Annotated in this window: 21 protein-coding genes; 1 reads left to right on the top strand and 20 read right to left on the bottom strand. The window is 33.9% G+C overall.

Annotated features, from left to right (window positions below):
* Positions 1 to 51 precede the first annotated feature (51 nt).
* The 20 genes from lon to ABMA72_RS10170 all read right to left on the bottom strand — a co-directional run bounded on the left by lon (position 52) and on the right by ABMA72_RS10170 (position 24,469).
* The gene (gene lon / locus ABMA72_RS10265) at positions 52 to 2,535 is read right to left on the bottom strand and encodes an endopeptidase La (protein ID WP_392861133.1); all 2,484 of its coding nucleotides are present in this window, start codon (positions 2,533 to 2,535) and stop codon (positions 52 to 54) included.
* 12 nt (positions 2,536 to 2,547) lie between these two features.
* Positions 2,548 to 3,030 (bottom strand): hypothetical protein, encoded by a 483-nt coding sequence (locus tag ABMA72_RS10260; RefSeq protein WP_103218451.1) that lies wholly within the window; start codon positions 3,028 to 3,030, stop codon positions 2,548 to 2,550.
* Between the two features lie 73 nt (positions 3,031 to 3,103).
* Positions 3,104 to 3,706, bottom strand: a complete 603-nt coding sequence (locus tag ABMA72_RS10255; protein WP_392861135.1) for a hypothetical protein — start codon at positions 3,704 to 3,706, stop codon at positions 3,104 to 3,106.
* A gap of 117 nt (positions 3,707 to 3,823) precedes the next feature.
* A complete protein-coding gene (locus ABMA72_RS10250; protein WP_393057045.1) occupies positions 3,824 to 6,373 on the bottom strand; it encodes a hypothetical protein in 2,550 nt (849 codons plus the stop codon).
* Positions 6,374 to 6,475: 102 nt separating this feature from the next.
* Positions 6,476 to 6,877, bottom strand: coding sequence for a 30S ribosomal protein S9 (gene rpsI / locus ABMA72_RS10245; protein WP_021267519.1), 402 nt, complete (start codon positions 6,875 to 6,877; stop codon positions 6,476 to 6,478).
* Positions 6,878 to 6,892: 15 nt separating this feature from the next.
* On the bottom strand, positions 6,893 to 7,330 hold the full coding sequence (gene rplM, locus ABMA72_RS10240) for a 50S ribosomal protein L13 (RefSeq protein WP_021267593.1): 438 nt from the start codon (positions 7,328 to 7,330) through the stop codon (positions 6,893 to 6,895).
* Between the two features lie 236 nt (positions 7,331 to 7,566).
* Entirely contained in the window at positions 7,567 to 10,419 is a 2,853-nt protein-coding gene (locus ABMA72_RS10235; protein WP_392861139.1) for an outer membrane protein assembly factor, read from the bottom strand.
* Positions 10,407 to 14,351: a translocation/assembly module TamB domain-containing protein gene (locus tag ABMA72_RS10230; RefSeq protein ID WP_392861141.1), complete on the bottom strand. Its 3,945-nt coding sequence runs from the start codon at positions 14,349 to 14,351 to the stop codon at positions 10,407 to 10,409. The genes ABMA72_RS10235 and ABMA72_RS10230 overlap by 13 nt, the downstream gene beginning before the upstream one ends.
* Positions 14,348 to 15,235, bottom strand: a complete 888-nt coding sequence (locus tag ABMA72_RS10225; RefSeq protein WP_393057044.1) for a hypothetical protein — start codon at positions 15,233 to 15,235, stop codon at positions 14,348 to 14,350. The genes ABMA72_RS10230 and ABMA72_RS10225 overlap by 4 nt, the downstream gene beginning before the upstream one ends.
* A gap of 151 nt (positions 15,236 to 15,386) precedes the next feature.
* Positions 15,387 to 15,959, bottom strand: a complete 573-nt coding sequence (efp, locus tag ABMA72_RS10220) for an elongation factor P (RefSeq protein WP_392861143.1) — start codon at positions 15,957 to 15,959, stop codon at positions 15,387 to 15,389.
* A gap of 9 nt (positions 15,960 to 15,968) precedes the next feature.
* The gene (locus ABMA72_RS10215) at positions 15,969 to 16,403 is read right to left on the bottom strand and encodes a type II 3-dehydroquinate dehydratase (RefSeq protein WP_393057042.1); all 435 of its coding nucleotides are present in this window, start codon (positions 16,401 to 16,403) and stop codon (positions 15,969 to 15,971) included.
* Entirely contained in the window at positions 16,396 to 17,256 is an 861-nt protein-coding gene (locus tag ABMA72_RS10210) for a tetratricopeptide repeat protein (protein WP_392861145.1), read from the bottom strand. The genes ABMA72_RS10215 and ABMA72_RS10210 overlap by 8 nt, the downstream gene beginning before the upstream one ends.
* Positions 17,257 to 19,053 (bottom strand): type IV pilus secretin PilQ, encoded by a 1,797-nt coding sequence (gene pilQ / locus ABMA72_RS10205; RefSeq protein ID WP_392861147.1) that lies wholly within the window; start codon positions 19,051 to 19,053, stop codon positions 17,257 to 17,259.
* A gap of 72 nt (positions 19,054 to 19,125) precedes the next feature.
* The gene (locus ABMA72_RS10200) at positions 19,126 to 19,560 is read right to left on the bottom strand and encodes a hypothetical protein (RefSeq protein ID WP_392861148.1); all 435 of its coding nucleotides are present in this window, start codon (positions 19,558 to 19,560) and stop codon (positions 19,126 to 19,128) included.
* Entirely contained in the window at positions 19,557 to 20,210 is a 654-nt protein-coding gene (gene pilO, locus ABMA72_RS10195) for a type 4a pilus biogenesis protein PilO (RefSeq protein WP_392861150.1), read from the bottom strand. Before pilO ends, ABMA72_RS10200 begins: the two co-directional genes overlap by 4 nt.
* Positions 20,211 to 20,212: 2 nt before the next feature.
* Positions 20,213 to 20,842: a PilN domain-containing protein gene (locus tag ABMA72_RS10190; protein ID WP_392861152.1), complete on the bottom strand. Its 630-nt coding sequence runs from the start codon at positions 20,840 to 20,842 to the stop codon at positions 20,213 to 20,215.
* Complete coding sequence (gene pilM / locus ABMA72_RS10185) at positions 20,839 to 22,011, bottom strand: type IV pilus assembly protein PilM (protein ID WP_392861154.1); 1,173 nt, start codon at positions 22,009 to 22,011, stop codon at positions 20,839 to 20,841. Before pilM ends, ABMA72_RS10190 begins: the two co-directional genes overlap by 4 nt.
* A 63-nt stretch (positions 22,012 to 22,074) precedes the next feature.
* Positions 22,075 to 22,848, bottom strand: a complete 774-nt coding sequence (locus tag ABMA72_RS10180) for a prepilin peptidase (protein WP_393057040.1) — start codon at positions 22,846 to 22,848, stop codon at positions 22,075 to 22,077.
* Positions 22,848 to 23,615, bottom strand: coding sequence for an ABC transporter permease (locus ABMA72_RS10175; protein ID WP_393057038.1), 768 nt, complete (start codon positions 23,613 to 23,615; stop codon positions 22,848 to 22,850). The genes ABMA72_RS10180 and ABMA72_RS10175 overlap by 1 nt, the downstream gene beginning before the upstream one ends.
* A complete protein-coding gene (locus ABMA72_RS10170) occupies positions 23,612 to 24,469 on the bottom strand; it encodes an ABC transporter ATP-binding protein (protein WP_392861159.1) in 858 nt (285 codons plus the stop codon). Before ABMA72_RS10170 ends, ABMA72_RS10175 begins: the two co-directional genes overlap by 4 nt.
* Positions 24,470 to 24,515: 46 nt before the next feature.
* Between ABMA72_RS10170 and ABMA72_RS10165 the strand changes: the two genes are divergently transcribed.
* On the top strand, positions 24,516 to 25,178 hold the full coding sequence (locus ABMA72_RS10165) for a hypothetical protein (RefSeq protein WP_392861160.1): 663 nt from the start codon (positions 24,516 to 24,518) through the stop codon (positions 25,176 to 25,178).
* The last annotated feature ends 22 nt before the right edge of the window (positions 25,179 to 25,200 follow it).

Raw genomic sequence — 25,200 nt, 5'->3', positions numbered from 1 at the left:
TTTTTTAAATTATTTTGAATATAAGAAAGGCCCTAATTAGGGCCTTTTTTATTACTTAAATTTTGGTTTGAATTTTGGTAGCGCAATTTTTAAAACTTCATTAAAGTGTGCTACAGGATAGAACTTCATTCCTTTTCTATGTCTTTCAGGAACTTCTTTTAAATCCTTTTCATTATCAATTGGTAACATAATATTCGTAATACCTGCTCTCTTTGCAGCTAATACTTTTTCTTTAATCCCACCAACAGGAAGAACCTTACCTGTTAAAGATAGCTCACCAGTCATGGCCAGATTACTCTTAATAGTCACATTGTGAGCAAGTGAGTAAAGAGCAAGTGCCATTGTAATACCTGCAGACGGACCATCTTTTGGAGTTGCACCAGCAGGAAGGTGAAGGTGAACTTCTCTTTCAGAAAGGAAGTCTTCCATTTCATCTTCGTTTTCATCAGAAGCTTTTCTCTTAGGCTTCATCTTGAAGTATTCTTCCATCTCATTTTGTAGAAGTTGCTTAACATAACTATATGCAAGGTTAGCAGACTCATTCATTACATCACCTAACTGACCAGTTAGCTTGAAACCTTTGCCGTTAAGAGAAAGAGTTTCGATATAAAGAATATCACCACCATAACCTGTCCAAGCAAGACCTGTTGTCATACCAGGACAAAGCTTCTTAAGGGCCTTCTCACTTTGATAGCGAGCAGTTCCTAAGATATCTTCAAGTTCCGTAGGTTTAGGATTAAATACCTTATGTCTCTTGGCCTTAACTTTTTCAAGTGCAGCACGACGACACATTTTAGCAATCATCTGCTCCATCACACGAACACCTGGCTCACGAGCATAATCTTCGATTAGCTTTTTAAGTGTTGCTTTTGTTAGGCTAATATCTTTCTTTTCTAAACCATGTTTTTTAATCTGTTTTGGAATTACCCATTTAGTAGCAATTGAAAGTTTCTCTTCCATTGTGTAACCACTAAGCTCAATAATCTCCATACGATCTAAAAGTGGCTCAGGAATATCGCCAATATAATTAGCTGTCGAGATGAAAAGAACTTTTGAAAGATCAAAAGGAACATCTAGATAGTGATCGATGAAGTTATGGTTTTGCTCAGGATCTAAAACCTCTAAGAGCGCTGATGCTGGATCACCTTGGAAAGATTGTCCAAGCTTGTCGATTTCATCAAGCATGATGACAGGGTTATTCACCTCAACACGCTTCATTGCTTGGATCAAGCGACCAGGCATTGCTCCAACATATGTTCTTCTATGTCCTTTAATCTCTGCCTCATCTCTCATACCACCAAGAGAGAAACGGTAGAATTTTCGACCGAGAGATTCTGCAATTGATTTACCCATCGATGTTTTACCAACACCAGGAGGACCTGCTAAACAAAGAATCGTTCCATCAAATTGTGGCTTTAATTTACGAACGGCCAAGAACTCCATGATTCTTTCTTTCGCTTTCTCAAGGCCATAGTGCTCTTTTTCAAGAATCTTCTGTGCCTTATCCATATCGACATGATCTTCAGTCGACTTTGACCATGGAAGATCGACGATCCAATTTAGGTATGTACGAGTTACATTGTACTCTGGTGATGAATCAGGAATTACCTCAAGCCTTTCAATCTCTTCATTAACAGACTTTAGAACATCTTCTGGAAGTTTCGCTTCAAGAATTCTTTCTTTAAGCTTACTAATATCACGGGCCTTATCATCTTCTTCCAATCCAAGCTCAGATTTAATAACCTTGAGCTGCTCACGTAAGAAGTATTCTCTTTGATATTTATTAACTTTGTCATTAACCTCATCAGAGATTTTCTTTTGAATGTCAGCAACATCCTTTTCTCTTTTTAGATATACTAATAGTTTCCCAAAACGTTTCTTAACAACAAGAGTTTCTAGGAAGTCTTGTGCTTCTGGAATATCTAGAGATAGTGCAAATGCAACTAAGTCTGCCAGTGCACCAGGTGAAGAAGAGTTAATCATCGCAAGCTTCATTTCTTCGTTAAAGTAAGCATTTACTTCACTAAGTTTTTTAACCTGATTGATGATTGAACGAGTGTATGCATCTAGCTCTTCATCTTCTTCTAAGATATCGTCAAATACTTCGTACTTAGCTCTTAGTAGTGGAGATTGTTCGTAAATATTAGAAGCACGGTATCTTTTTATACCGTGTACAAGAACGTTTACAGAACCATCTGGTAACTTAAGTCTTTTTACAACCTTACAAAGAACACCTACTTTATAAATATCCTTTGAAGTGATTTCCCTAGAGTCTAGGTCTTCTTGAATAGAAGGATCAATCTCACCTTCTTCATTTTTAAGATCACTCTTAACAAGGTTAAGAGCAAGATAACCACTCTTAATTAGATACTCATCTAATTCAGCAGTGAACTTATCTTCAGTTAAAATAATTGGCGCAATCATTCCCGGAAAAATCGGGCTATTCATAATAGGTATGATTACAACATCTTCTGGGAATTTCTCATCCCCTTGAGAGTCTTTAATTTGCACGTTGTACTCTTCGTATTCATTCATAATAAGTCACACCTACTTTTTAATATCGATTACTAATCGACCTGGATTTTTTAAAGTGAAAACATCAATTGAATGTTTTCCATCAATGACAAGTTCTGCAGAAAGCGTATCGTCTCCAACTGGATAAAAATCTACTTTCTTCACAAGTTTAGAAGTTCCAAAAGAACCAACTTTTTTATTAAGCTTTGTTTTAAAGAAATCTACATAGATCTTATTCTCTTTTTCAGACTTATAACCATAGACTCTTGGAGCCTCATTTGTTTCAAAGTCGAAAACAAGTCTTTCAAAACCTCTTGAGCTACCATTTCCGTGACGAATTGATTTCAGTACAGAATTAGTATTGCTATTTGTCGAATGAAAGATTCCTTTGTTGAAAAAGATTGATCTTTTTTTATCCGGAATTTTACGAATTCTTTCGTTTAATAAATCTTGTGAATAGGCCTTGTGACCCAGAGAAAAAACTGTGATTAACAAAAGTACTTTTAATAGATTCATATTTACCTTCCATGGGATAATTAGTTAAATTTTACTAAATTGCGCGTTAAAAATGAATAGTAAATTTGGATAATTAGACTTTTGATTTTCTTAACTGTGCCGCACCAAGCAATCCAAACAAAAGAGCTAACCAATAGATGTGAATTTTATATTCACTAGATTCTCGAGAATTATCAACTGAAGCAATTTTCCTGCCTCCGGCCTTCTTATGAAAAATATCTTTATCAGTTCCAATTCCTTTCAGTCCCTCACCATAGATACTACTTATCCAAAGATTGAATGTACTAAATGAGTTGGCACCAAATTTTGGATTATCAGGAAAAGCCTGAGAAATAACGGCATCTTCACCATTGCGACCAATTACATTATACACGCCAAGGCGCTCATTCAATGGATAGAAATCATACTCACCTTTTCTTAAAAGAACGATATAGCGGCGTCCGACAACGAATCTCGGCTTAAGCTTGTTAGGATAATCGATCCCCTGCCAAGTTCCTCCATCATAGACAAAACTAAATGAGTTCTTATTCAAAAGTTGGCGAGAACCAAGTCCAACTGACTTCTCTAATTTGAATGAGACATTAGTTACAACTGATCCATCACTTAATTTCTTAGGAAAGCTACCTTGATAGGTTCCCATAATAATAGCATTGGACTCAGAAAGCTGTTTACTCAATGGGATTTGAAATAACTCTTGTGCTGAACTAGTTATAGAAATAAATATAAAAATAGAGCACAATAAGAACCTTAACATACGATTCTTATCGGTTATTCCAACTAATACTTTAGTCTTTTAATCAAGCTCTATCGTATTGAAATTACTGAAAATCTCATGGTTATCAAGAAGAACTAACGTATTACCTTGGCCAGTTAATCCCTCAAGTAATTCACATATTGAAGTCAGTTCATTAATTGATAGACCGTAAGAGATATTTGTTAGAACGATAACCGAATTCTTCACCTTCTTATCAATGGCCTTTAGAAGTTTTACACGAAGGCGCTCTCCACCAGAAAGAGAAGGAATTGTTCGATCGAGAGTTAAGTAATCAAGGTTAAGAAGTTTTAAATATTCAATCGTTCTTTTAATCTTAGGTGTAGTTGGTAGTGTTTCAAATAAAGTTGATACTGGTGTTTTACATGCATCAATAATCGTATACTTTCCATCTGTGATAGTAGCGTAGAATTTCTTCAATCCTGTTCCACCACATTCATCACAATCGAAAGTCACGTCTTCTAAGAACTGCATATCAATTTCTTGAATGCCCTTTCCTTCACAAACTGCACACTGACCTAGCTTACTGTTTTTAGAAAAGTGTCCTTTTTCTAGGCCAAGAGACTTAGAAACTGGAAGCTTTGAGAAATAATTTCTTACATGGCCACTCAAGTCTAAGGCCGTTCCAACAGTAGAACGACTAGTCGATTTCTCAATCCTAGTTTCATAAATAAAAATATTCTCAATTCCATCAGGATAACTTAAATCATCGATTTCATAAGAAGTTTCAAAATCATATTTTTCATTGAAGATATCTTCATTCAACTCATTAAATAAAGCATTGATAACAAGCCTCTTATCAAATGAATCCATCTGAGTCTTTACTTGATTAATTGTTCCAACTTGAAATTTAATTTCATTATATCTAAAGCCTTCAAACTCAATATTTTTGAAAACAATCTCTTCGTCTACAACTTTCTTTTTAGATGATTGTTTTTGAATTTTTTCAATTTTAGGTAGCTTGTGTGCAACAACTTCACCACCAAGATGCCCTGCACCTGGTCCAATGACAATATTGTGATCACTTCCCTGTTGTAGAACTCTACTATGTTCAACCATCACAACGGTATTATTTGTTGAAAGTTTTTTTAGAAATTTTAATAATACTTTTTGTTCATCTGAGTTCATCCCAAGACTTGGCTCATCAAGAACAAATAAAGAGCCACTTCCTTGAAAGCTTAAATAACGTACTAGTAGCGATTTTTGATATTCACTTGTTTCTAATGACTTAAGTTTTGTCATTAGAGGAAATTGACCTAGGCCTAACTCGATTGCAATCTCTAGTTTACTTAAGATTTTTTTTACGATTGTATCACTCTTGTCTACAAATAAGTTTTCATACAATTCTTCTAGAGTTAGAGATAAACAATCTCCATATGAAATTATATTTTGCAGTTTTCCACGATGAAGTAGAGCGCTAGGAGAAACTCTTCTGCCGTCACAAATGTGACAACATTTTTCACTTTGTAGTGATCTTAGAAAGATTCTCGCAGAACGCTTATATCGCTTCTCTTCAAGTCCATAGAGAAAGTTTAAAACACCATAAAAGCGTCCACTTCCTCTCATAAGTATTTCTTCAACTTCGTCTTTAACATCACAAAAACGACTATCTGGAGAGACTCCTACTTTTTTAATTTCAGCAATAAAGTACTTATAATGCTCACTATATTTAGCGTACTCTAAGAAAGTGATGGCACCTTCAGAGATTTTTTTCTTAGGGAATTTTACAATTTTATTAATATCATAACTAAGTGTTGACCCATATCCCTTACATTCAGAACACGCCCCGACTCCATTATAAGGAAGAAGATCACTAATTTGCCTCGCACTACGAACTTCTTCTTCAGAACACTTAGGACAAAAGGCCGTCGTATTTAAGTTGAAGTGCTTTAGTTCGTCTTGGCCAGCAAGATAAACACTTAACTGGGCAACAGAACTATTCTTTATTAGCTCCATCCATTTTTTTCTAAATTGGCCAATACTCTTAGGCTTTATTCGAAAGATCTCCCATTGGGAATCCTCTTTATCAAAGTCACGGATAGTAGAAGTTTTTGAGTCAAAACTTCTAGCAGGCATTCCACTTATATTTTCGAGATAATGATCTTTACCAATTAGCACATGAATAACTTTACAATCACCAGTTAGAGTATCAGTTATGTCAGTTTCAACCTGTGAAAGTCCATCAACAAATTCATTTCCATGAATTAAGCACCCTGTAGAGAATGGCTCAAAATATAATTGCGCTAACTCGTAGCTTATCTCAAGTTGATCGGCCATATTTAGGCGCGATCCAACAATTGGATTATTTTGCGCTAAACTCCAAACCGGTAAAACAGGAGAAATACTATCGACTTCAGCACTTGTTGGAACTCTTTCAAAGAAGTTCATTGAAGAAGGAAGTGAATTCAAAAATCTTCTTTTGGACTCATTTGCCAATGTATTAAAAACGAGTGAAGACTTCCCTGATCCAGACACACCTGAAACACAAGTGATCTTGTTAATTGGAAATTCAACATCAATATTTTTTAGATTATTAGTTCTTACGCCTTTAAGCTGAATGGATTTTGCCATATGGATTTATAGCATAGAAGAAAAGTTTTTGGTAAGCCCATGAATAAACAAGGCCCACAAAAGTGGGCCCTGCATATATTCGAAAATATTGTAAGATAAATCTTAACGCTTCGAGAATTGGTACTTTGCTCTTGCACCTTTCTGACCAGCTTTTTGTCTTTCAACTTTTCTTGGATCTCTCGTAAGGAATCCAGCTGATTTAAGCTCGCCTCTAAGAGCTGCATCAATCTTAAGAATTGCTCTTGCAATACCAAGACGAGTAGCACCTGCTTGACCAGTAGTTCCACCACCAGTAACGTTGATCTTTAGATCATATTTATCTGCAAGTTTAAGTAGGTTTAGAGGTTGGTTAACAACGTATCTATCTGTACCTTTTGTGAAGTACTCTTTGATATCTCTATTATTAACAACAACTTTACCAGTTCCTGCAGCCATGTAAACTCTAGCAACTGAAGATTTTCTTCTACCAACTGCCTGTGAATCCCAAGTTTTTCCTTTAGCCATAATAATAACCTCTTACTAGAATTTGTATTCTACTGGGTTTTGAGCGCTATGTGCATGCTCAGATCCAGCAAAAACCTTAAGTTTTGTTAGTTGTTTTCTACCTAGAGAATTCTTAGGAAGCATACCTTTAACAGCGTTCATAAGAATCGCTTCTGGCTTTCTTTCTAATTGTTCTTTAGCAGTTCTTTCTTTAAGTCCACCAGCATACCCTGTGTGTCTGTAGTAAACTTTATCGTTCCACTTATTCCCAGTAAATCTAACTTTTTCTGCGTTAATAACAACAACAAAATCACCAGAATCTGTATGAGGAGTGTACTTTGGTGAGTTCTTCCCTCTTAATACATTAGCGATTTCAGTTGCTAAACGTCCAACTACCATATCAGTAGCATCAATTAAGTGCCATTTTTTGTCAGCGTCTGCTGGCTTCAACACAAATGATTTCTCAGTGTACATAGTAACCTTCCACTTTAATAATGTTAAAAATCAATAAAACGTAAACGCATCATCAGAATAAAATGATTTGTTTACAACATTTAAGGACCTAAAGGCCCATAATTCCGTTGTTTGTGGGGTAACGGGTTTCGGCAGATATTAAACAATTTATGCCAATAAAACAATGGGAAATTGTTATTTTTTTGGCCATGCGTAATATTTTCTTCGAACTTAAGTGTTTGAAATTGCGAAATTTTCTAAAATTGGCCAATCGTGATGTGAAAACGACCAAATGAGTCACCACCAATGCGGTCTAATTTGATCCCGTAGTCAAAATCGAGGGAGCCAATTGGAGTAAAAAACTTAAAGCTCATCCCTACTGACTTTAATAGGTCAAAGTTATCAATTTTATCAACAAAGACGCGTCCCGCATCAAAGAAAACAGCAATAGCAGAATAGTCACCAATATAATATCTTGGTTCAAGTCTGAAGTTTACAAAGAAGGCCTCGCCTCTAACTGTTGTATCATTAATATATGTACCGTCTGTTAGCCTTCCACTTTCTAAATCACTATAACCACGAAGATAGTCGCGTCCAATTAAACGAAAAACCTTTAAAGGTGGGATATAACCAGTTGTCATTGGCTTACCATCAGTATCGATAATAATATTTCCACTGCTATCTTTAACGATATCGCTTGAGAAGTTGTGCTCGTATCCTAGGGCAATAGAAGTTGCTAGGGTAAAATCACCCATAGGGATGTAGTTAAAATTACGAACGACGGCCTTGTGATAGTCAATTGTTAGGTCTTCACTTTCTTGTGAACCAAGATATGGGTTTGCAAATTCCCATGAGAAATTAAACCAAGAGCCTTTCTTAGGAAGCGTTTTATTATCTCTAAAGTCTAATGATAGTTCAGGCCTGATTGCACCAATGATATATTTATCTTCATCAATTGCATCTGTTGCATCAAATTGTCTGATATTATCAAATTCATAAGTAAGGCTCATTGATAAAACATCAGAGAAGGTCTTAATCAGTTGTGGAGAGAAACTAATGATATCAGCATCAAAGTCAGAGTATCTTTTTCTTTCGTAACGAGCAGTCGCCTTAAAAGTTACTTTGGATTTGAATAGGTCATAGAATAGATACGGCTCAACATATTGAAACTGTACTAACCCTTCTAATAACTTTCGCGAGTCCTCTCTTCTGCGATCATCAAGATACGAGAAATCAGTTCTCCAGTTTGTCTGGGCCTTAAAAATGAAAGAGCGGTTCATTCCATTGAAGTTATTATAAGAAATAGTCGTAGAGAATTTTAAACCTAGGTCGGTTCTGAATCCCGGTGCTATTTCAGCAAGACCAAAATCCTTCTCAGTAACTTTAATAACAAAGTTTAGATACTTCTCTGTTGGTGAAACTTCTTCTCCAACGAATGAAGAAATATTTACGTTTGAAAATAGGCCAAGCTCTCTTAAGCGTGCGATAAAGTCGTTCATGGCCTTAGGAGTAACAAGATCCCCACGCTCCAACGGAAGCTCCCTTCTAATAACAACATCTTTAGTCGTTGAGTTCCCAGTTACAATGACATTTCCAAGATAGGTCTTTACACCAACACCAAATTTTAGGTTTAATTCAATTTCGTTTGTTGCAGAGTTTACATTAACAATCTTTTTAGGACGTTTTTCAGTATATGTACTGAAGTAATAGCCTCGTGTTTTTAGAGAAATCAGGGCATTCTTTAAATCCTCATCAATGTGAACAACATTAAAAGGCTTTCCTATTTTATTTTTAAGGACATCTTTAATAAAGTATCTGGCCTCTTCATCTTCAACACCCTCAATATTGATCTTACTTAATATATACTGAGAACCTTCAGAAATTGAAAAAGAGACAATTGCAGCATCTCCACCGTCGATGAAGTCGACCTTAGGCTTTTCAATATTTACGAAGATATAACCGTCTTTAACATAAATCTCTTTAATCTTCTCAGAGGCGTTTTCAAGTCCTCTTTCATGTAGATAGTCAGCCTTTAAAAGATCTGAATCTGTCTTATAGTAGACTTCATTTAGTTTTTTACTATTTTTTAAGTGATTGCCGTTAAAATTAATTTGAGCAACTTTAACCTTACGTCCTTCGTTGATAGTAAAATAGAAGTTTAGAATTTTATTTCCATTAATATCAAGTCCACGAGCTTCAGTTAGCTTAGACTTTGCGTAGTAATAACCGTTCTCACGATAAAAGTTCACAATATGACGATTAAGCGAAATATCATCAAATCGTCCCTTATTATTTTGAATATACTTCTTAACGTGAGAGAGAAGATCGTTATGATTTAAACGATAGTTATTATAAAAATTAACACCGAATCGAGATCCTAGTTCAACATTGAAAATTAGCTCATAATTACCATTTTTCAAAACGTTCAACTCTTCTTTTACTCGCGATAGCCAAAAACCATCTCTTATTAATAAAGAACGATACTCTTGAAGCATTTTTTTATAATTTGTGAAATCCAGAGAGCTTCCTTTAATACGATGCCAGAATTTTTCAGCTTCGATTAAGTTTACTCCAACTAGGCCATTTAATTTTATATCCTCAAGTCTCCTGATCTCATTCTTTAATAGATTTAGAGTAATCTTAATTCCTTCTTGATTTAACTCTTTAGAAATTGAACCTACTTTTGAGCCCTTTTTAAAATACTCTTTACCAATGGCCTTAAGCCCCTCTTGAGCAGACATGTCATCAAAATAGTCCCCTTCTTTCAACTTAAAATCATTTTTGATTCGTCGGTTAAGTACAGAGTCTGTCCCCTTTACGTTTATTGAAAGAATTCTAGGCTTTGTTTCGACAACAATATTTAGACGGCTCTTTTTAACTTCATAATAAAAAGTTTTGTAATATGGCTTTGTTAATTCAAATTGAATAATTCGGCTTAACTCTTCACGAGTTAATTCCTTTCCTTCATACTTTTTAAAACTTTCGATGATAAAAAGACATTCTTCGCGGCCGGTACAGTCAATATCAACATTTTTGATATGAATATTTTCAGCACCATGAACAGAACTAAATAGTAAGATGAATGTGGCAATTAATCTTAAAATGACCATTTATATTTTATGTCGGCCCCTACAGAACCGTCTGTTCCTTCTTTATTATTTGTATCATCTTCACTTTCAAAGATCCCTTCAATAGAGAGCTTATCACTTATACTGTAATCAACGTTAATCGACTGTTTATTACTTTCACTATCAAAAGTATTGGAAAACTTTAAATTGATATTGTCATTCACTTTTTTCGTAATCTGTAGCTTAGTTGCCGTCTTTACTGACTGCTCAGATTTCGTGGCCTCTTCAATAGGACTATCAGAGCTTTCAGTAAACTCTGGCAAAACGCTTAGCTTTAACCCAAGTGCAGCATCTAGGCCTTCATTAATATTTAACTGATCAACTAAAAATGTACCAATTCCGATTGTCGTTAAGTTAGTTCTTTGACTGTCTTCCAAGTTTTGAGAAAAGTCAGATGTTACTCCAAGTGTGAGTAGTGAAAATATATTATCACGAGAAAGTGATGGATTTGATTCTAAGTTGATTGAAATGTCGTCAACCGAACCAGCAATTCCCATTTCAATATCATATTGTCCAATAGTAGAGTTTGCTAAAAGATTTAGAGTGATAGGTTCAATATTCTCTTCTTTCGTAAAGTAAACAACGCCTTCAGATAAGATAAAGTCATTACCTCTAAATTTAAACTTACTTAATCCTGGAACAATAATAAGTTGTCCCTGCATTGCTGGGTTTGTAAACTGTCCATCAATATGTAAATCCCCTGCAATCAAGAGATCTGCTAAACGATTTCTTAATCTAACAGTTTCCTTAATACTTAAGTCGATATCCAGATTAATTAAATCAGGGATACCTCTTTGGTTCTGGGTAATATATTTACTTAAGCTTTTATTGAACTCTGATGACGATTTAAAGTCATTAAATTCGTTTTCAATAAGTCCACCATTAACAAAAACACTTCCTTTAATTAAATATGGAAAACCACGGCCACTTAAAGTTAATTTACCATCTGTGTTGATAATTGATCGCGACTCTACTTGATAGCCTACATTTGTATAATTAGAAGTTATATAAACTTCAGGCAGTGGAAAACTTGCTTTTATATATCCAGACAAGTCAAAGTCACCAGAGCCAATCTCACCACTAAGGTTATTGATTAGTATTTTTTGGTCACGATAGGCACCGACACCACTAGCATTAGAAATTTCTAAAGGAACGCTTTTAAGCTTTAGCCCAAAATTTGAAGTACTTAGGGAATGGGACAAGTCATATTTTTTACGATTTCCAACAATAATTCCCTTGCCCTTGATCGTTCCTAGAATCCTTTCGATCTCACTTGTTAAAAGGGTTAGATAACTAAGATTAATATCTAAGTCTTGCACTAGTTGAAAATTAGTATCAAAATTTCCACTCCCTACTAAATGATATGAACCACCGGAACCGCTTAATGATAAGTTAAGCTGCTTAATTTCCGATTGATCAACTTCAATCGAGGTCGGCCTTTTCAATGTTAGAGAGCGCCCATAATTACTAATATGAAATTGAGTCAAATTCATAATAGAACTTACAGGTCGATTTGGATTGAAGTCGTAAGTTAATTGTCCACTCAGCTGAACAAATCCATTCAATTCATTATTAAAAGAGTTGTGCTCAGAAATAAAAGATAGAGATGGTTTGATATCAGGCATATCGACATTGTAGTTAAGAATAACTCGCGGATGACTTTTACTAAAGTCTAACTCACCATCTATATGGATATTTTGATTTAGAATATTTGTATTAAAGTTAATTACCTTATCTTTAAAACTGAACTCTAATTCCGAAGCACCAATCTCTTCATTTCCTACTTTTGTTTCAGTTAAGTATGCATTCCCTTTTCCTCTGAGAACACCATTTCTCTTTGCTTCAATACTAGCAGAGAAGTGGCCATTATAGCCTAAACCGAGATCACGATATCGATAAAAATCACCAAGCTTTATTGGTGTTGTAATAAATGAAATTTCTTCAAATCCATTTTTAAAATTATAAATAAAGTCAGCCGATGCACTAGATTGGTTCTTTTTAACGAAAGCATCCTTGATCGATACATCATCATTTGTAACGATAAGCTTTAAAGCAATATTATCAATAGGCTCTTTGTAAACGCTCACCTTATCTGAATTAATATTTACAGAAGTAATAAAGTTTGAAAATTTACCATTCAAATTAACATCAGCATTAAAGACACCTTCAAAAGGTGTCGTATACATTTTAATATCTTCCCAGATAGGCTTAACATTTCGTTCGAGTAGACTTAGGTCAACATTCTTAAGTCCAATATTTAATTCAACCTCTTCTTTACCTAGGTTCACATTTCCTGAAAGCGTGGTTTGGCCATTAGTCTTATTTCTAAGTTCGTTTACATAAATGATATTCTTATCAATTGAATATTTTAAACTTGCGCTAGATTCTTTTTCTAAGAGAAAGCCAAATACTTCAATATATTTTGCGTTTGAAGTATTTACATCAATTATAACTTCCTCTGATCCTTTAATCGTAATATCAAAATCACCTCGGCCTTTTGCAACTTGAGCAATTTGTCCACCAAGATCAGAGATACTAAAGTCTCTTGCTTTAACAGTGAAATCTACTTCACTTCCAACAACAGATCCCCAACCAACGAGTGATGAGGAATTACTTTTTGCATTAATTCCAATTCTAAAGTCATCTCCCGCAAAAATATTTAGACTTGATATGTCTACCTTCTTAAAGTTTAAAATATTATCAAGTGTAGGTTTTAGAGCTAAGTTTTTGATATAAATGGGACTTCCTTCAATACTATCAACAAGGACAGCACCATTTTCATCCATGCTTAGTAGAACTTTTCCATTTGCACGTCCTTTTAAAAGAACAAAATCATCACCCAGGAAGTATAAAATATCATTCAAATGAAGATTTTTCGTTTCAACGACAACTTTATTTTCAACTACTTTATTCTCACTAAAGTTCAAGATTAGTTCATCAGAGACTTTGGCTTGGCCATTATTTATCTCACCTACAAAGTCTTTTATAGTTAATTTATTATTATGGAATGAGTACTTTGTTTTAAACTTATCAAGATTTACATAATCAGAATGAATATTACTTCCATTCGTAAGACCACTTATAAAAATATCTTTCTTATCGATAGCTCCTGTTATCGTAGCCTTTCCTTCTAGGATACCATCCATTTTTACACTATACTTTTTCTTTAAATCCTCAAAGCTATCAAAGTTTATTTTATACTCAATATCTGAATGAATCTTTTTGTTTTTAAACTCATATTTTCCAGAACCACTTATCTTAGAGTCTTTAATGAATACATAACCATTTCTGACACGAATGTTGTTTTCAACGATCTCTGCATCTAAAAATAAGTTATCAACAATGGCACCTTGCCAACTAACATTTTCAATATCTAGGATTATATCGTAACTATATTCGAATGGACTTAGGGCCAAATGCTTAATTGGAATATTGAGGTTACTTTCAGCAATATAAAAATCAGAATTTCTAATTTCAATTTTATTAATCTTAAATGGTAATTGATTAGTTACGTTATTAAGCGTATTAAATACGCTCACTTGTGAAGTGTCATCTTCACTCTTTTCTAATTTTTCAAGAACAATGTAACCATCGCTGAAGTTTACTGAGTTAAATCTAACATTTGATGAGAATAGACTTAGTAGTGAGAATGCTGCAGAAACATCCTTTACATGTACTTCTAACTCATCTTTGACCTTAAAGTTTACATCCTCTAGGATTGTTCGAGGAGGAAAGAATCCACCAGAAACTCTCGAGAACGAGAGAGTCATATTAGAATCAAGTATAATATTCTTATTTATATATTCTGTTAGTATTGTTGATACATATCGTGATTGAATAAAACGCCAGGCCCCAACAGCAAGAAGTCCGAATACAAGAGTGAATATGATTAGAAATTTATTAACAAATCTCATCTCTTTAACATAACCTCTATATTTCTATAACCAGGATATATTCGGTTAACAATTATTGCTAAAAAGTATGCTCTTTCCTCATTACCGAGTTTTCGATAAGCAACGGCCATTTCAAATAAAGTATTGATATATTCATCTTTCGACTTACAACCATCTACTAATCTTTCTCTTAATTCAACTAATGATAGAAGCTCATCCTTTTTATTAATAGAAGTCTTATAAGCTTCAATATAGTCTCTATCTAATGTACGCTTTGATGTAGTTTTAACAAACTCTGGAATATCGCTATAATCTTTTAGGTAGTAGTTAATAGCTCTTATCAGATCGTTATCATCACTATTTTTTCCATACTTAAAGATAATAGACTTATACTCACTTGTTTCAAAAAACAAAGGAATGACTTTAAAAATTGACTCGATGAACATTAGAGGATCGATTAACTCTAAATCTCTTTCAAGTTTTTTTCTTAATGTTTCATATTGGAAATATTTTTCAGAGTTTTTAACAGTTGTAATCGTTGAAATAGAATCCGCGAAAGTCTCGTCTACTTTTTCAGTACTTAATATATTTATATATGAATCAAAATTTTCTGAGTATGAAACACTGAAATGATCTAAAATATTTTTTAATTCATTAAGGCGATTGGATTTTTTTCGTTTTAATAAATAACCTATTAGATTTTTAATTTCGACTGATAGCTTTTGTACTTTTCCTGTTGAATGAAATAATAAAATTTTTAAAATTGAATCAATATATAAATTATGACTTAGTGATGACTCTTCATTTTCAACACGATGACTTTCTAAAAACGCAATGAGTTCCTGCGTACTACCAAGTAACGTTTTGATATCAAAATTTGTATTTGTCATTGTGTTTTCTGACACATTGCCTCTGGTATAAAAATACAACTAACTATCTAATATTATTATATCAAATAATTAATTTAATTAATGTTAAGCGTACTTTTTACCACAGAAATAATTGAAATAGAGACAAGAAAAAGGCCCTAAAAAAGGGCCCTTACTATTGGAAAATTTATTTATTTACACGCTCTACGTAGTCACCTGTTCTTGTATCAATTTTCAGGATTTCACCTTCTTTGATAAATAGTGGAACGTTAACTTGAAGACCTGTTTCCATAATGGCCTTTTTTAGTCCACCTTGAGCAGTATCACCTTTTAGTCCAGGATCAGTTTCAGTAACTGCAAGTTCAACAAAGTTTGGAAGTTCAATTGAGATTGGCTTTCCTTTATAATATAATAGTTCTACTTTAATACCTTCTTGAAGGTAATTAGCAGCATCTTCGATATACTCTGTTGCTACGTGAATTGTTTCAAAAGTTGATTGGTCCATGAAGTTAAATCCTTCAGGATCATTGTATAAGTACTCTACTTCTTTTTCGTCTAGATCTGGTTGCATTGCACCCGTTGCTACACCAGACTTGAAAGTTCTTTCGATAACTGCACCTGTTTCAAGGTTCTTAATTCTTAACTTGTAAAAAGCTGAACCTTTACCTGGGTTAGTGAAGTCACATTTAATACAAACATATGGTTTGCCATCGATTTCTAGTTTTAAACCTTTCCTAAAGTCATTTGTCGATATTTCCATAAAAACCCTTTAAATTAATTGCGATAATATTGCTAGGAAGTAACCTTTTTCTTTTAAACCTTCTATCACAGCTGATGAAGATTTTGCAGTAATTTTATTCTTTCTAAACTCCTCTCGAAGATTTGTGTTCGACAGGTGTACTTCAATTACTGGACATTTCATAACGCGCAAAGCGTCTAATATAGCAATACTAGTATGAGAAAAGGCCGCTGGATTTATAATAAGTGCTTTATAACTACCCTCTGACGCAGCATGTATTTTCTCAATAATTTCTTGCTCACCATTAGATTGAAACCATTCGACATCAACATTATAACCGAGGTCTCCAAGTTTTTTGTTTGTATACGACTCGATACCGGCAAGATCTAAAGTGCCATAGATTTCGGGCTCACGCTTACCTAATAAATTTAAATTAGGTCCATTAATGACTAAGAATTTATCCATTTAAAACTTCGCTGCTTCTTTTCTTTAGATATGATTCAAATAGCTCAAAGGCCATTGATAATTTTTCTAATTCAACCTTCGGCTTTTCTTCTAGTTTCTTGGCCGTAGACTCGAATGCGGCCATAAGATCTTCACGGCCTTTGCTCTCACTTATCTCATCAAGTCCTTCAAGCTCCCTTAGCCTATCTTGAATTCTCTTATCATCTGGATTTTCAACTAATGCACTATTTAATACCTCAATAGCTTTTTGCTTGGCACCCTGTTTTAGGTAAAGATCAACTAAGGTATGACTAAAGATTTGTCCTGGTTCATCATTGCTCTTCTCTTCAACAACAGGCTCTTCTTTAATTTGCGGAACTAAACTCAACGTGCTCCAGCTTTCAATCTCGTCATCGAGATTTGAGATATCAAAAGTCTTTTGCGTTAAGTCCTCATCTTCAACACTATCAAAATTATCATACTTAACGATAAACTCAGTCGCTTCCATATCTTTAGGAGAGATAAATAGAACTCTCTTATAAGTATTTAGAGCTTCAAGAATGAGGTTTTGCTTAAAACAAGATTGTGCAAATAGTTTTAGGAACTTTATATTATCGCCATTTATAGAAAGCTGAGGCTTTAATATAGTATATGCCTCTTCAACCTCATCCTTTTCTAGTAGAAGTTGTCCATAAATAATAATTGCAGCTGAAAAATTTGGATGATGAATTAGACCTCTTTTTAATAAGGCAAGAGCTTCATCATTCATACCAACTTTGCGATATATCTCGGCAAGAGGAGCAAAGACCTTCGAACGAGGGTCTTTCTCCAATTGACTCTTATATTTTGAGATTAAATTATTATAATTTTTCATCTACAAGCTACTTGTTAAACCTGCACGTTCTTGGTTAATAACCCTTGGAGTGATGAAAATGACAAGTTCAGTCTTACTCACTTGCGGGTTATATGGAGTTCTAAATAGCCAGCCAACAATTGGTACATCTTTTAGGTAAGGCACACCAGAGTGTGATTCAAGTTTAGAATAACTATAGAGTCCACCTAAAACGATAGTTGACCCATTTTCAACCAACACGTTTGTCTTTACCTGTCTCTTTGTTTTATCAGGTGGTGCTCCAGCTGCTGGAGAAGTACCAAATTGCTCCTTTGAAAGTTCGACAATTAGATCAATCGCACCATCATTAGCGACCTGAGGTGTAACAGCGAGACTTAACTCTGCAGTCGTTTCTTTAAATGTAATTGTTAGATCCTCACCTGTTCCTTCTCTTTCTTCAAATGAAGTTGTATCAGTTGAAACGATCTCAGCTTTCACATTATGTTTTGTTACAACTCGAGGAGAAGCAATGATCTTCCCTTTCGACTCACTTTCTAAAAGTTGTAATTGGAAATTAAGGTCAAATAAGCGACCAAATCGAGAGATTGTTACTCCAAGTAAGTTTCGTGTACTCTCTCCTGTTGTTGGAGCACTTGAAAAACTTAACCCTGGACCTGAAATACTAGTTGTACTTCCCGTCCCCGTTAACTCTGTCGTAGTAGGAATTTGTCCAACAGGGTCATAGCCAAAGTTTAACCCATTTTGAAGACCAATTTGTTTCTGGTATCCTTCGTTAACTTCAACAATCTTTGATTCAATTAAAACCTGTGGAGTTTGTCGATCAAGGATATCAACAATTTTTGCAATCTTTTCAGTAGTCTCTAAAGTATCATTTATAATTAAATTATTTGTTCTCTCATCAGCAATGATTGAACCTCTTGCAGGAGTTACATAGTCCTTTAAAAGTGTTGTTAGGTCTTTCGCTTTTGAATATGAGATTGGAAGAATTTTTGTGACAAGAGGTTCCGCAACTTCTTTAATCTGAGTCGCCTCTCTCTCTTTTCTCTTCTCTTCAGTCGCTTGAGCAAGCGTCTTAATTGTTAGGATCGCACCATTCTTTTCAGCAACAAGCTTATTGATTGATAAAACGGTATCTAGTGCCTGATCCCATGGAACATTAACAAGGTTAAGTGATAAAGGCTTAAGCTCTGCTACATCATTTGTCATGATAACGTTAAAACCTGAAGCATCTGCAATGAGATCAAGAATATCGTTAATCTTCATGTCTTTAACATTTAGAGAGATTTTATTACCAACATATTTCTTTTGCCCAGAAAGAGTTAGGTTTTCTAGAATATCTTCCATGCTCTTAGACTTAGGTTTTAGAAGTCTTTCCGCCTTCTTTTCTTCAACCGCTGACACAACGCTATCTTGCTCTTTTGAACTAGCAAAGGCACCGTAACGATTTTCAAAAATAATGCTCGCTAAATTTCCCGATGTTTGAATTTTGGAACGTACATTATCACGTAACTGTACAACGACTCTAATATCTTGAGAACTTCCTGGTGATTTGAATGCTGAAACAAATACAACACTTCCAGAAAACTCAGATGTATCAAAGGCCCTTAAAACTCTTTGAGTTGAAACTGTGTTTTCAATATCGATGATAACTTGTTTGTCTTTTACTACTTGAAACTTCTTGATCTTGAAGTCATTCTTATCAAAATTAAAATTCAAGTAACTTAAGTCATCTTTTTGTTGAAAATCAATTTTTGTTAAATTTGCAGATAGTGCAAAAAATGAGTATAGAATTGATACTGCTATGACTATTTTTTTCATTTTTACTCTTCCTAAGTAAAATTATTATATTTTTATGATATCACAATTTGAATTTTATAAAAGTATTATGCATTACTCAGATAAAGGAAGTATTGTTTCTAGATATTCTTCTTCATCATATACATTAATAATTTTCTCAACTAATACTACCCCACCAGGTAGGATTGCTTTTACTTCAACTTGATCTGGGCCTATTTTCATCCCTTCTTTTATTATGACAGCTTCAGATAATCCTTCATCATCAACTTGTTTAATAATAGCTCTTGCATCTTTACCTAAGAATATTCCAGTAACCCTTAAACGATCAATTCTTAAGTGGTCAGTAGTGAGTTTATTTGAGAAACCAGTAAACTTCTCTCTTCTTGCTTTCTTACTACCCATTTTCTTTTTATATTTTACCTTAAATGGGTCACGGATATTGCGGCCAGAGCTTAAGTCAGACGGAACATCTCCAAACGAGAGATATGAGAATAAACAGATGAGCATTATTTTGCTAAATTTTATCATTTTCTCTTCCTAGTTCTCTTCTTAGGTGCTGGCTTTTTCTGCTTTTCACTAAGCTGCTGTTCGATTTCTTTAATACCGCGCTTTTCTCTATGGTTCTGGTTATAAATATAACTCTCAATTGTCGCATAAAGATTAATAATCTCGTATCTTGATTTATTCGTTTTTGTAATTTTACTCAGGTTTATATCTCTAACATTTAAGATTCTTTCTTGCTTAGAAATATTTTCTAATAATAGTAAAAACTGTAAATAAGTTCCTTTTCCAGAAAATGTATAATACTTCGTAATATAGAAGCCATTTTCTTCTTGGCCACTTGGATTAATTTGCACATCTTTAATTTTGAGACTCTCACCTAGCTTCTTAATAAGATTTATACTTTCGTTATCACTTATATCTTTAGGTAAGCGTCTTTGTGTTTCTTCTAACTTTTGAGCAACGATTTCAATCTCTTCTTTCTTTTGTTCGACATCTCGCTCGTAGTCTTTGAGTTTTTTTAGTTCTCTTTTCTTCTTAGCTATTCGGCCATTAATTGCATTCAGGTCAGACTGTAGAACTTCTCTTTCTGAATCAACTTGATTATAAGCCTCGTATGCCTGGAAGGCTCCCCAAAGAATAAGTAGTAAATATAGCTTATTAATTAACGATAACATTACTAAAGATCTCCATATGATTGAACTTTTCCTTCAATCGAAAAACTCTGTAACGTTACGTTTTCGCCATATAATTGGTCCTGTATCTCTTTTAATTCTTTCATTCCAAAGGTCTCAGAACTAAAGCCGTTTCTTGGGATGAAATATTCAAGCTCCTTCACATTATTAATAAAATCTCCAACTGAAGAAAAAGAAATAGACTCCCCTTCTATTTTGATAACTTTCTTATCATCGATAGTCAGTGTATTAAACCAAATATCATCATTCAAAGAACCAGACAGACCTCTCAGTACTTTATATGGGTTCGATTTCTTTGACATTACTTGTGCAACAAGAGCTTCACGACTTTTAAGTTCTTCAATTCGTTTCGTAAATGCATCCATTACCTCAGTCAATGAGCCATATGAATCGACATCTTTCTTAATTTTATTATAAGTTGCTCTTTGTTGAACAATTTGATCTTGAATATCTTTATTTTGATTCTTAAAACTAGGAACCAAATAAGATGTCATTGCATAGTACAGAGCATAAGCAATCAGGAGTGACTTCTTATTCACCTTATTAAGATCAACACCAAGAATAACTGGAAGCTCTATCGGCTTCTTTTTCTCTAATAGGTTAATTTCTATCATTTTGGAAACTCCCTAAGGGCCAATCCAAATGAGACAACACCTTCGTGGGCCATATCATTTAATTCTTCATCATCGAAATCATTTTCATTAAACTCAATTTCATTGAATGGGTTTAGTACATTTACATCAACACCAAACGAAGATCGAATCTCTTCTAATAAATTCGGTAATCGAACAGATCCACCTGTTACAGTAATGTTTTTTAATGAGTCATCAGACGTGGCATTTATATAAAAATCATGCGCTTTCTTTAGTTCATTAACCAGAGTTCCATTGATTTCATTAATGATCATTAAGACATCGTCTGGAACACCTCCACCAGCAGACATCTTCTTCAAGTCTTCTGCCTCTTGGAAGGTAACACCTAGCTGCCTTTGAATTTCTTCAGTAATACTAGCACCACCAATAATGATTTCCTTAACAAAAACAGGAATCCCCTTTTTGAGAACAATAAATACTGTCGCCTGTGAGCCTATATCTATTAATAAACTCGAAGGAATAAGCACCTTACTTACATCTGTACTTGTTGTAGGCTCAAAAACTTCATCATTAAAATCTTGAGTGATACTACTTTCGACATCATCATCTTCAGAAGCTAGCTCATAAATATTTGTGATCGCAATTGAACATAAGTCCACAACTTTAACTATTTTGCCTAAGGATTCAATAATTGACTTGAATGATTCGAGAACATCTTTTTTAACAGCACAAACAATAACATCGAGACCTCCCCCCATGTTTTCACCTATGACATACCAGTCAATATTACAGTCCTCTACTGGAAATGGAAGATACTGCTCGGCTTCCCAAATAACTTGATCTTCAAGTTCTTCGTCATCACCACCAGCTAGTTGTAATTTCTTAATAACAGTATTGGGACCAGATAGGCCGAGGCAAATATAAGGTTCAGTAACCTTAGCATCTTTAAAGGCTTCTTCTAAAGCTTCTTTAAGAGCGTCCTCATCTTGAATTTCATCTTCAATAATTGCAGCTTCCGGAAGTGGAACAGATGCATACTTAACTAATTTATAAGTATCATTCTTAGTGACTATTTTAGAGACCTTTACTGAGCTTTGACCAATGTCAACACCAATAAGTTCTTTAGGAACTAAACCTAAACCTTCCCTAATTTTAAATATAACATCCTGTATATCAATATTCTTCTTCATCCGTGACCTATCAAAGTATTATTATATTATACTCTGCACAGTCCAGTCATTTCAAGAAGTTATTTAAAACAGTAATGCGCCTAGCATCATTTTGAAAACACTTGGGAAGTAAATTTGAATCACAGCAACGATGATAATAAACGGGCCAAAGGCAATTGCCTGGTCTCTTTTTATTACCTTAAACATCAACAGTGGTAACATCAGCAAACTTCCAAGAATACATGAAAAGAGCATATTGTGAATAATTCCAAGTGGCCCAAGATATATCCCCAAGACACCAAAAAGTTTTATATCACCACCACCAAGACCGATGACTCCTTTAATACGATAGAATACATAAGTAATTAAGTACGGTACCAAGAATCCGATTAAGCCTCCTAATACCCAGTGTTTCCAATGAAAGAAAAACACAACATGAATAAAAAAGATAACTCCTAGATATACGTTGATAACATCAGGAAGTATTTGGTGTCGAATATCAATAACAAAGTGGACAAGTAAACAACAAGCGACTGTGAAAAAAAATAAATACGATGTTAATCCATGAAGACTAATATCATTGCCAAACAATAGAAGTGAAATTGTTGCTGTTAAGAACTCTATTACAGGATATTGAAAGCTTATATTTGTTTTACAATTAGCGCATTTTCCTCTTAGGCCAATAAAGCTTAGAATAGGAATATTGTGAAACCATTTAAGTTGAAATCCACATTTTGGACAACGTGATCGATCAATAAAGAACTTTTCAGTTGTTGGCAGTCTAAGAATTAAGACATTTAAAAAACTTCCAATAAGAGCGCCGAAAATGAATGCATAGATTTTAAACAGAAGTATCATTAGCTCAGCTCTTTATTTTTGAAAACAAACGCATTAATAAAAGATAACACTACAATATAAGAGACCCCATAGAGGTAGCTATTCATAATATTTTGACTAGAGACCAGATCAGCATTAAAAACAAAAGGTTTATAATTGAGTAAATTCAAATCCGGTAGAACGGCTTTATATAGCCTAAGAACAAGCTCTAGTCCTTCACGATTTTTTACAAAAGATAAATTAGAAATATGAGTTATGGCATGCCCAACAAAATAAATCACAACGGTATTAATTACACTAAGCGCACGTGAAGTTATTAAGCTAAAAAAAATAACCACTAAAAACAAAAGTATTGATTCTAAGATACCTAAAAATAACGAATTAATGATAACGCTATCTAAGACTCCACCTCTCATTAAATAAACAACGAGAGAAGTTCCAAAAATTACAAATGAACTTAGAATTAAAATAGAAGAAACTCCCAAAATCTTTCCAAGTAAGAACTTAACTCTTGAGATAGGGCGAGACAGAGTTATATAAATCGTTCTTGATTCAATTTCATCAGACAGAACATTTACACCTACAAAAATGGCCAATATATTTGCAGCCAAAGATGCACCGCCTAGCCCGAAATCAATTGATATTCTCAAAACATTTCCGTAAGAAAACTCGGATGTTATATAACTTAAAATTAAGATAAAAAGGGCTATCCATAAGGTAAGGTAAAGAACTCTACTCTTAACGATATCCTTAAATGTAAATTTTGCAATTGTTAATATATTCTTCATTTATTTAACCGATATACTATTTCTTCTAAAGAAGAGCTTTCTCTACTTAATTTCGAAATTTTTGCACCTGATTCAATTAACTCTAAAACCTTCTTGTCTTTAAGGTCTTCTTCTACTAATAATTCAAAGTCTTTAGTTCCATCATTATACTTTATAACAAACTTATTACTTGTATTCTTAGAGACTAATTCTTTAATTGGGCCATTGTAGATAATCTTTCCACTTTCAAGAACCACTACATCGTGGCAAACTTCTTCAACATCATTTACGATATGTGAAGAAAAGAAAACACCAACTCCCTCTTCATTTACTTCTTTAATAACGTCTTTAAACTCTTTTCGTCCAATTGGATCCAGTCCAGAAAGAGGCTCATCCAAAATGATAAGACGTGGATTGTGTAGTAAAACAGAAACAAAACCTAGTCGTTGTAACATCCCTTTGGAGTAGCCTTTAATTTTTCGATCTAAAGCAAACTTAATCTCTAGCTTTGTGGCCCACTTTTCAATATTCTTTTCAATTGTTTTATTCTCAATCTCTTGTAGTTCACCACAATAAGTTAAGAACTCATAGCCTGTTAAATTCTGATAATAGTAAGGACGCTCTGGCATATAACCAATAAGCTTTCTAACTTCATCTTCTGTCCAATCAATATCTAATATCTTAATTGAACCTGTATTTGGTTTGATAAATCCAAGAATAATTTTAATAAGTGTTGTTTTCCCGGCGCCATTTGCACCTAAAAAGCCCACAATCTTTCCAGAACCTAGTTCAAAACTTACATCTTTTAATGCGACGAAATCTTTATTCCAAAAGTCTTTCTTAAATGATTTCGATATATTTTCACAAATTAACATAGAAGCCTTTTTATTTTTTTTAATACTAGTATAATCAGATATGCTCATGAAGAAAACACAACTTACAAATAAATTAATTCCAATGATCCTATTCATTTTTCTAATAGGTGTTAATCATATTCTTTCATTTAAGAAGCCTATTAATCCTGAGCTATTTACTACCTTAAACAGTGACTTTATTAAGATCATATCATTTGGTAATTACCGATTTATTTCTAGCTATTATTGGACAAAGACACTATTGGATGCCGATGTTGAGCATGTTAAGAATAGAGAGAAATCTTGGCTGTATTATAGATTCAAATTAATTGCAGATCTTGATAAAGCTTTTTATGAAAACTACCTTCACGGCGGTATCTATCTATCAATTATTAAAGATGATACTCTGGGGGCAGAGATAATCTTCAATAGAGGACTAGAAGTTTTCCCTAATGATTACCGTCTAATGTACAACGCGGCATTCAATTATCACTTCCAACTTAGAGACTATAATAGCTCGTTAGCCTTATATCAAAAGATACAACAGAGTCCCTATGCAACTGGATTTATTATCCTTCCAAAGCTTATTGAAGAAGCAAAAGCTAAGAGAAAATCAAAAGAATCCCATATTCAACTTTTAAGATTACAGCTGAATAAAACTAAAGACATTAAAGAAAGAGACGTATTGATTAAGAAAATAGAAGAAATTAAAAAGGCCCCAAATATTTGAGGCCCTCTCTTTTAGATTATTA

Origin of the sequence: Halobacteriovorax sp. CON-3 (assembly GCF_043196995.1) — a bacterium.
Lineage (GTDB): Bacteria > Bdellovibrionota > Bacteriovoracia > Bacteriovoracales > Bacteriovoracaceae > Halobacteriovorax_A.
Note: the sequence above shows the minus strand (reverse complement) of the source record. Positions and strands in the feature narration are given on the sequence as shown.

Excerpts from the sequence above, each read along its gene's own strand:
- rplM (WP_021267593.1), bottom strand. The coding sequence starts at position 7,330 with ATGTACACTGAGAAATCATTTGTGTTGAAGCCAGCAGACGCTGACAAA.
- ABMA72_RS10180 (WP_393057040.1), bottom strand. The coding sequence starts at position 22,848 with ATGATACTTCTGTTTAAAATCTATGCATTCATTTTCGGCGCTCTTATT.
- pilM (WP_392861154.1), bottom strand. The coding sequence starts at position 22,011 with ATGAAGAAGAATATTGATATACAGGATGTTATATTTAAAATTAGGGAA.
- ABMA72_RS10190 (WP_392861152.1), bottom strand. The coding sequence starts at position 20,842 with ATGATAGAAATTAACCTATTAGAGAAAAAGAAGCCGATAGAGCTTCCA.
- ABMA72_RS10215 (WP_393057042.1), bottom strand. The coding sequence starts at position 16,403 with ATGGATAAATTCTTAGTCATTAATGGACCTAATTTAAATTTATTAGGT.
- ABMA72_RS10175 (WP_393057038.1), bottom strand. The coding sequence starts at position 23,615 with ATGAAGAATATATTAACAATTGCAAAATTTACATTTAAGGATATCGTT.
- ABMA72_RS10260 (WP_103218451.1), bottom strand. The coding sequence starts at position 3,030 with ATGAATCTATTAAAAGTACTTTTGTTAATCACAGTTTTTTCTCTGGGT.
- ABMA72_RS10170 (WP_392861159.1), bottom strand. The coding sequence starts at position 24,469 with ATGTTAATTTGTGAAAATATATCGAAATCATTTAAGAAAGACTTTTGG.
- rpsI (WP_021267519.1), bottom strand. The coding sequence starts at position 6,877 with ATGGCTAAAGGAAAAACTTGGGATTCACAGGCAGTTGGTAGAAGAAAA.
- lon (WP_392861133.1), bottom strand. The coding sequence starts at position 2,535 with ATGAATGAATACGAAGAGTACAACGTGCAAATTAAAGACTCTCAAGGG.
- pilQ (WP_392861147.1), bottom strand. The coding sequence starts at position 19,053 with ATGAAAAAAATAGTCATAGCAGTATCAATTCTATACTCATTTTTTGCA.
- ABMA72_RS10210 (WP_392861145.1), bottom strand. The coding sequence starts at position 17,256 with ATGAAAAATTATAATAATTTAATCTCAAAATATAAGAGTCAATTGGAG.
- ABMA72_RS10235 (WP_392861139.1), bottom strand. The coding sequence starts at position 10,419 with ATGGTCATTTTAAGATTAATTGCCACATTCATCTTACTATTTAGTTCT.
- efp (WP_392861143.1), bottom strand. The coding sequence starts at position 15,959 with ATGGAAATATCGACAAATGACTTTAGGAAAGGTTTAAAACTAGAAATC.
- ABMA72_RS10230 (WP_392861141.1), bottom strand. The coding sequence starts at position 14,351 with ATGAGATTTGTTAATAAATTTCTAATCATATTCACTCTTGTATTCGGA.
- ABMA72_RS10165 (WP_392861160.1), top strand. The coding sequence starts at position 24,516 with ATGAAGAAAACACAACTTACAAATAAATTAATTCCAATGATCCTATTC.
- ABMA72_RS10200 (WP_392861148.1), bottom strand. The coding sequence starts at position 19,560 with ATGATAAAATTTAGCAAAATAATGCTCATCTGTTTATTCTCATATCTC.
- ABMA72_RS10250 (WP_393057045.1), bottom strand. The coding sequence starts at position 6,373 with ATGGCAAAATCCATTCAGCTTAAAGGCGTAAGAACTAATAATCTAAAA.
- pilO (WP_392861150.1), bottom strand. The coding sequence starts at position 20,210 with ATGTTATCGTTAATTAATAAGCTATATTTACTACTTATTCTTTGGGGA.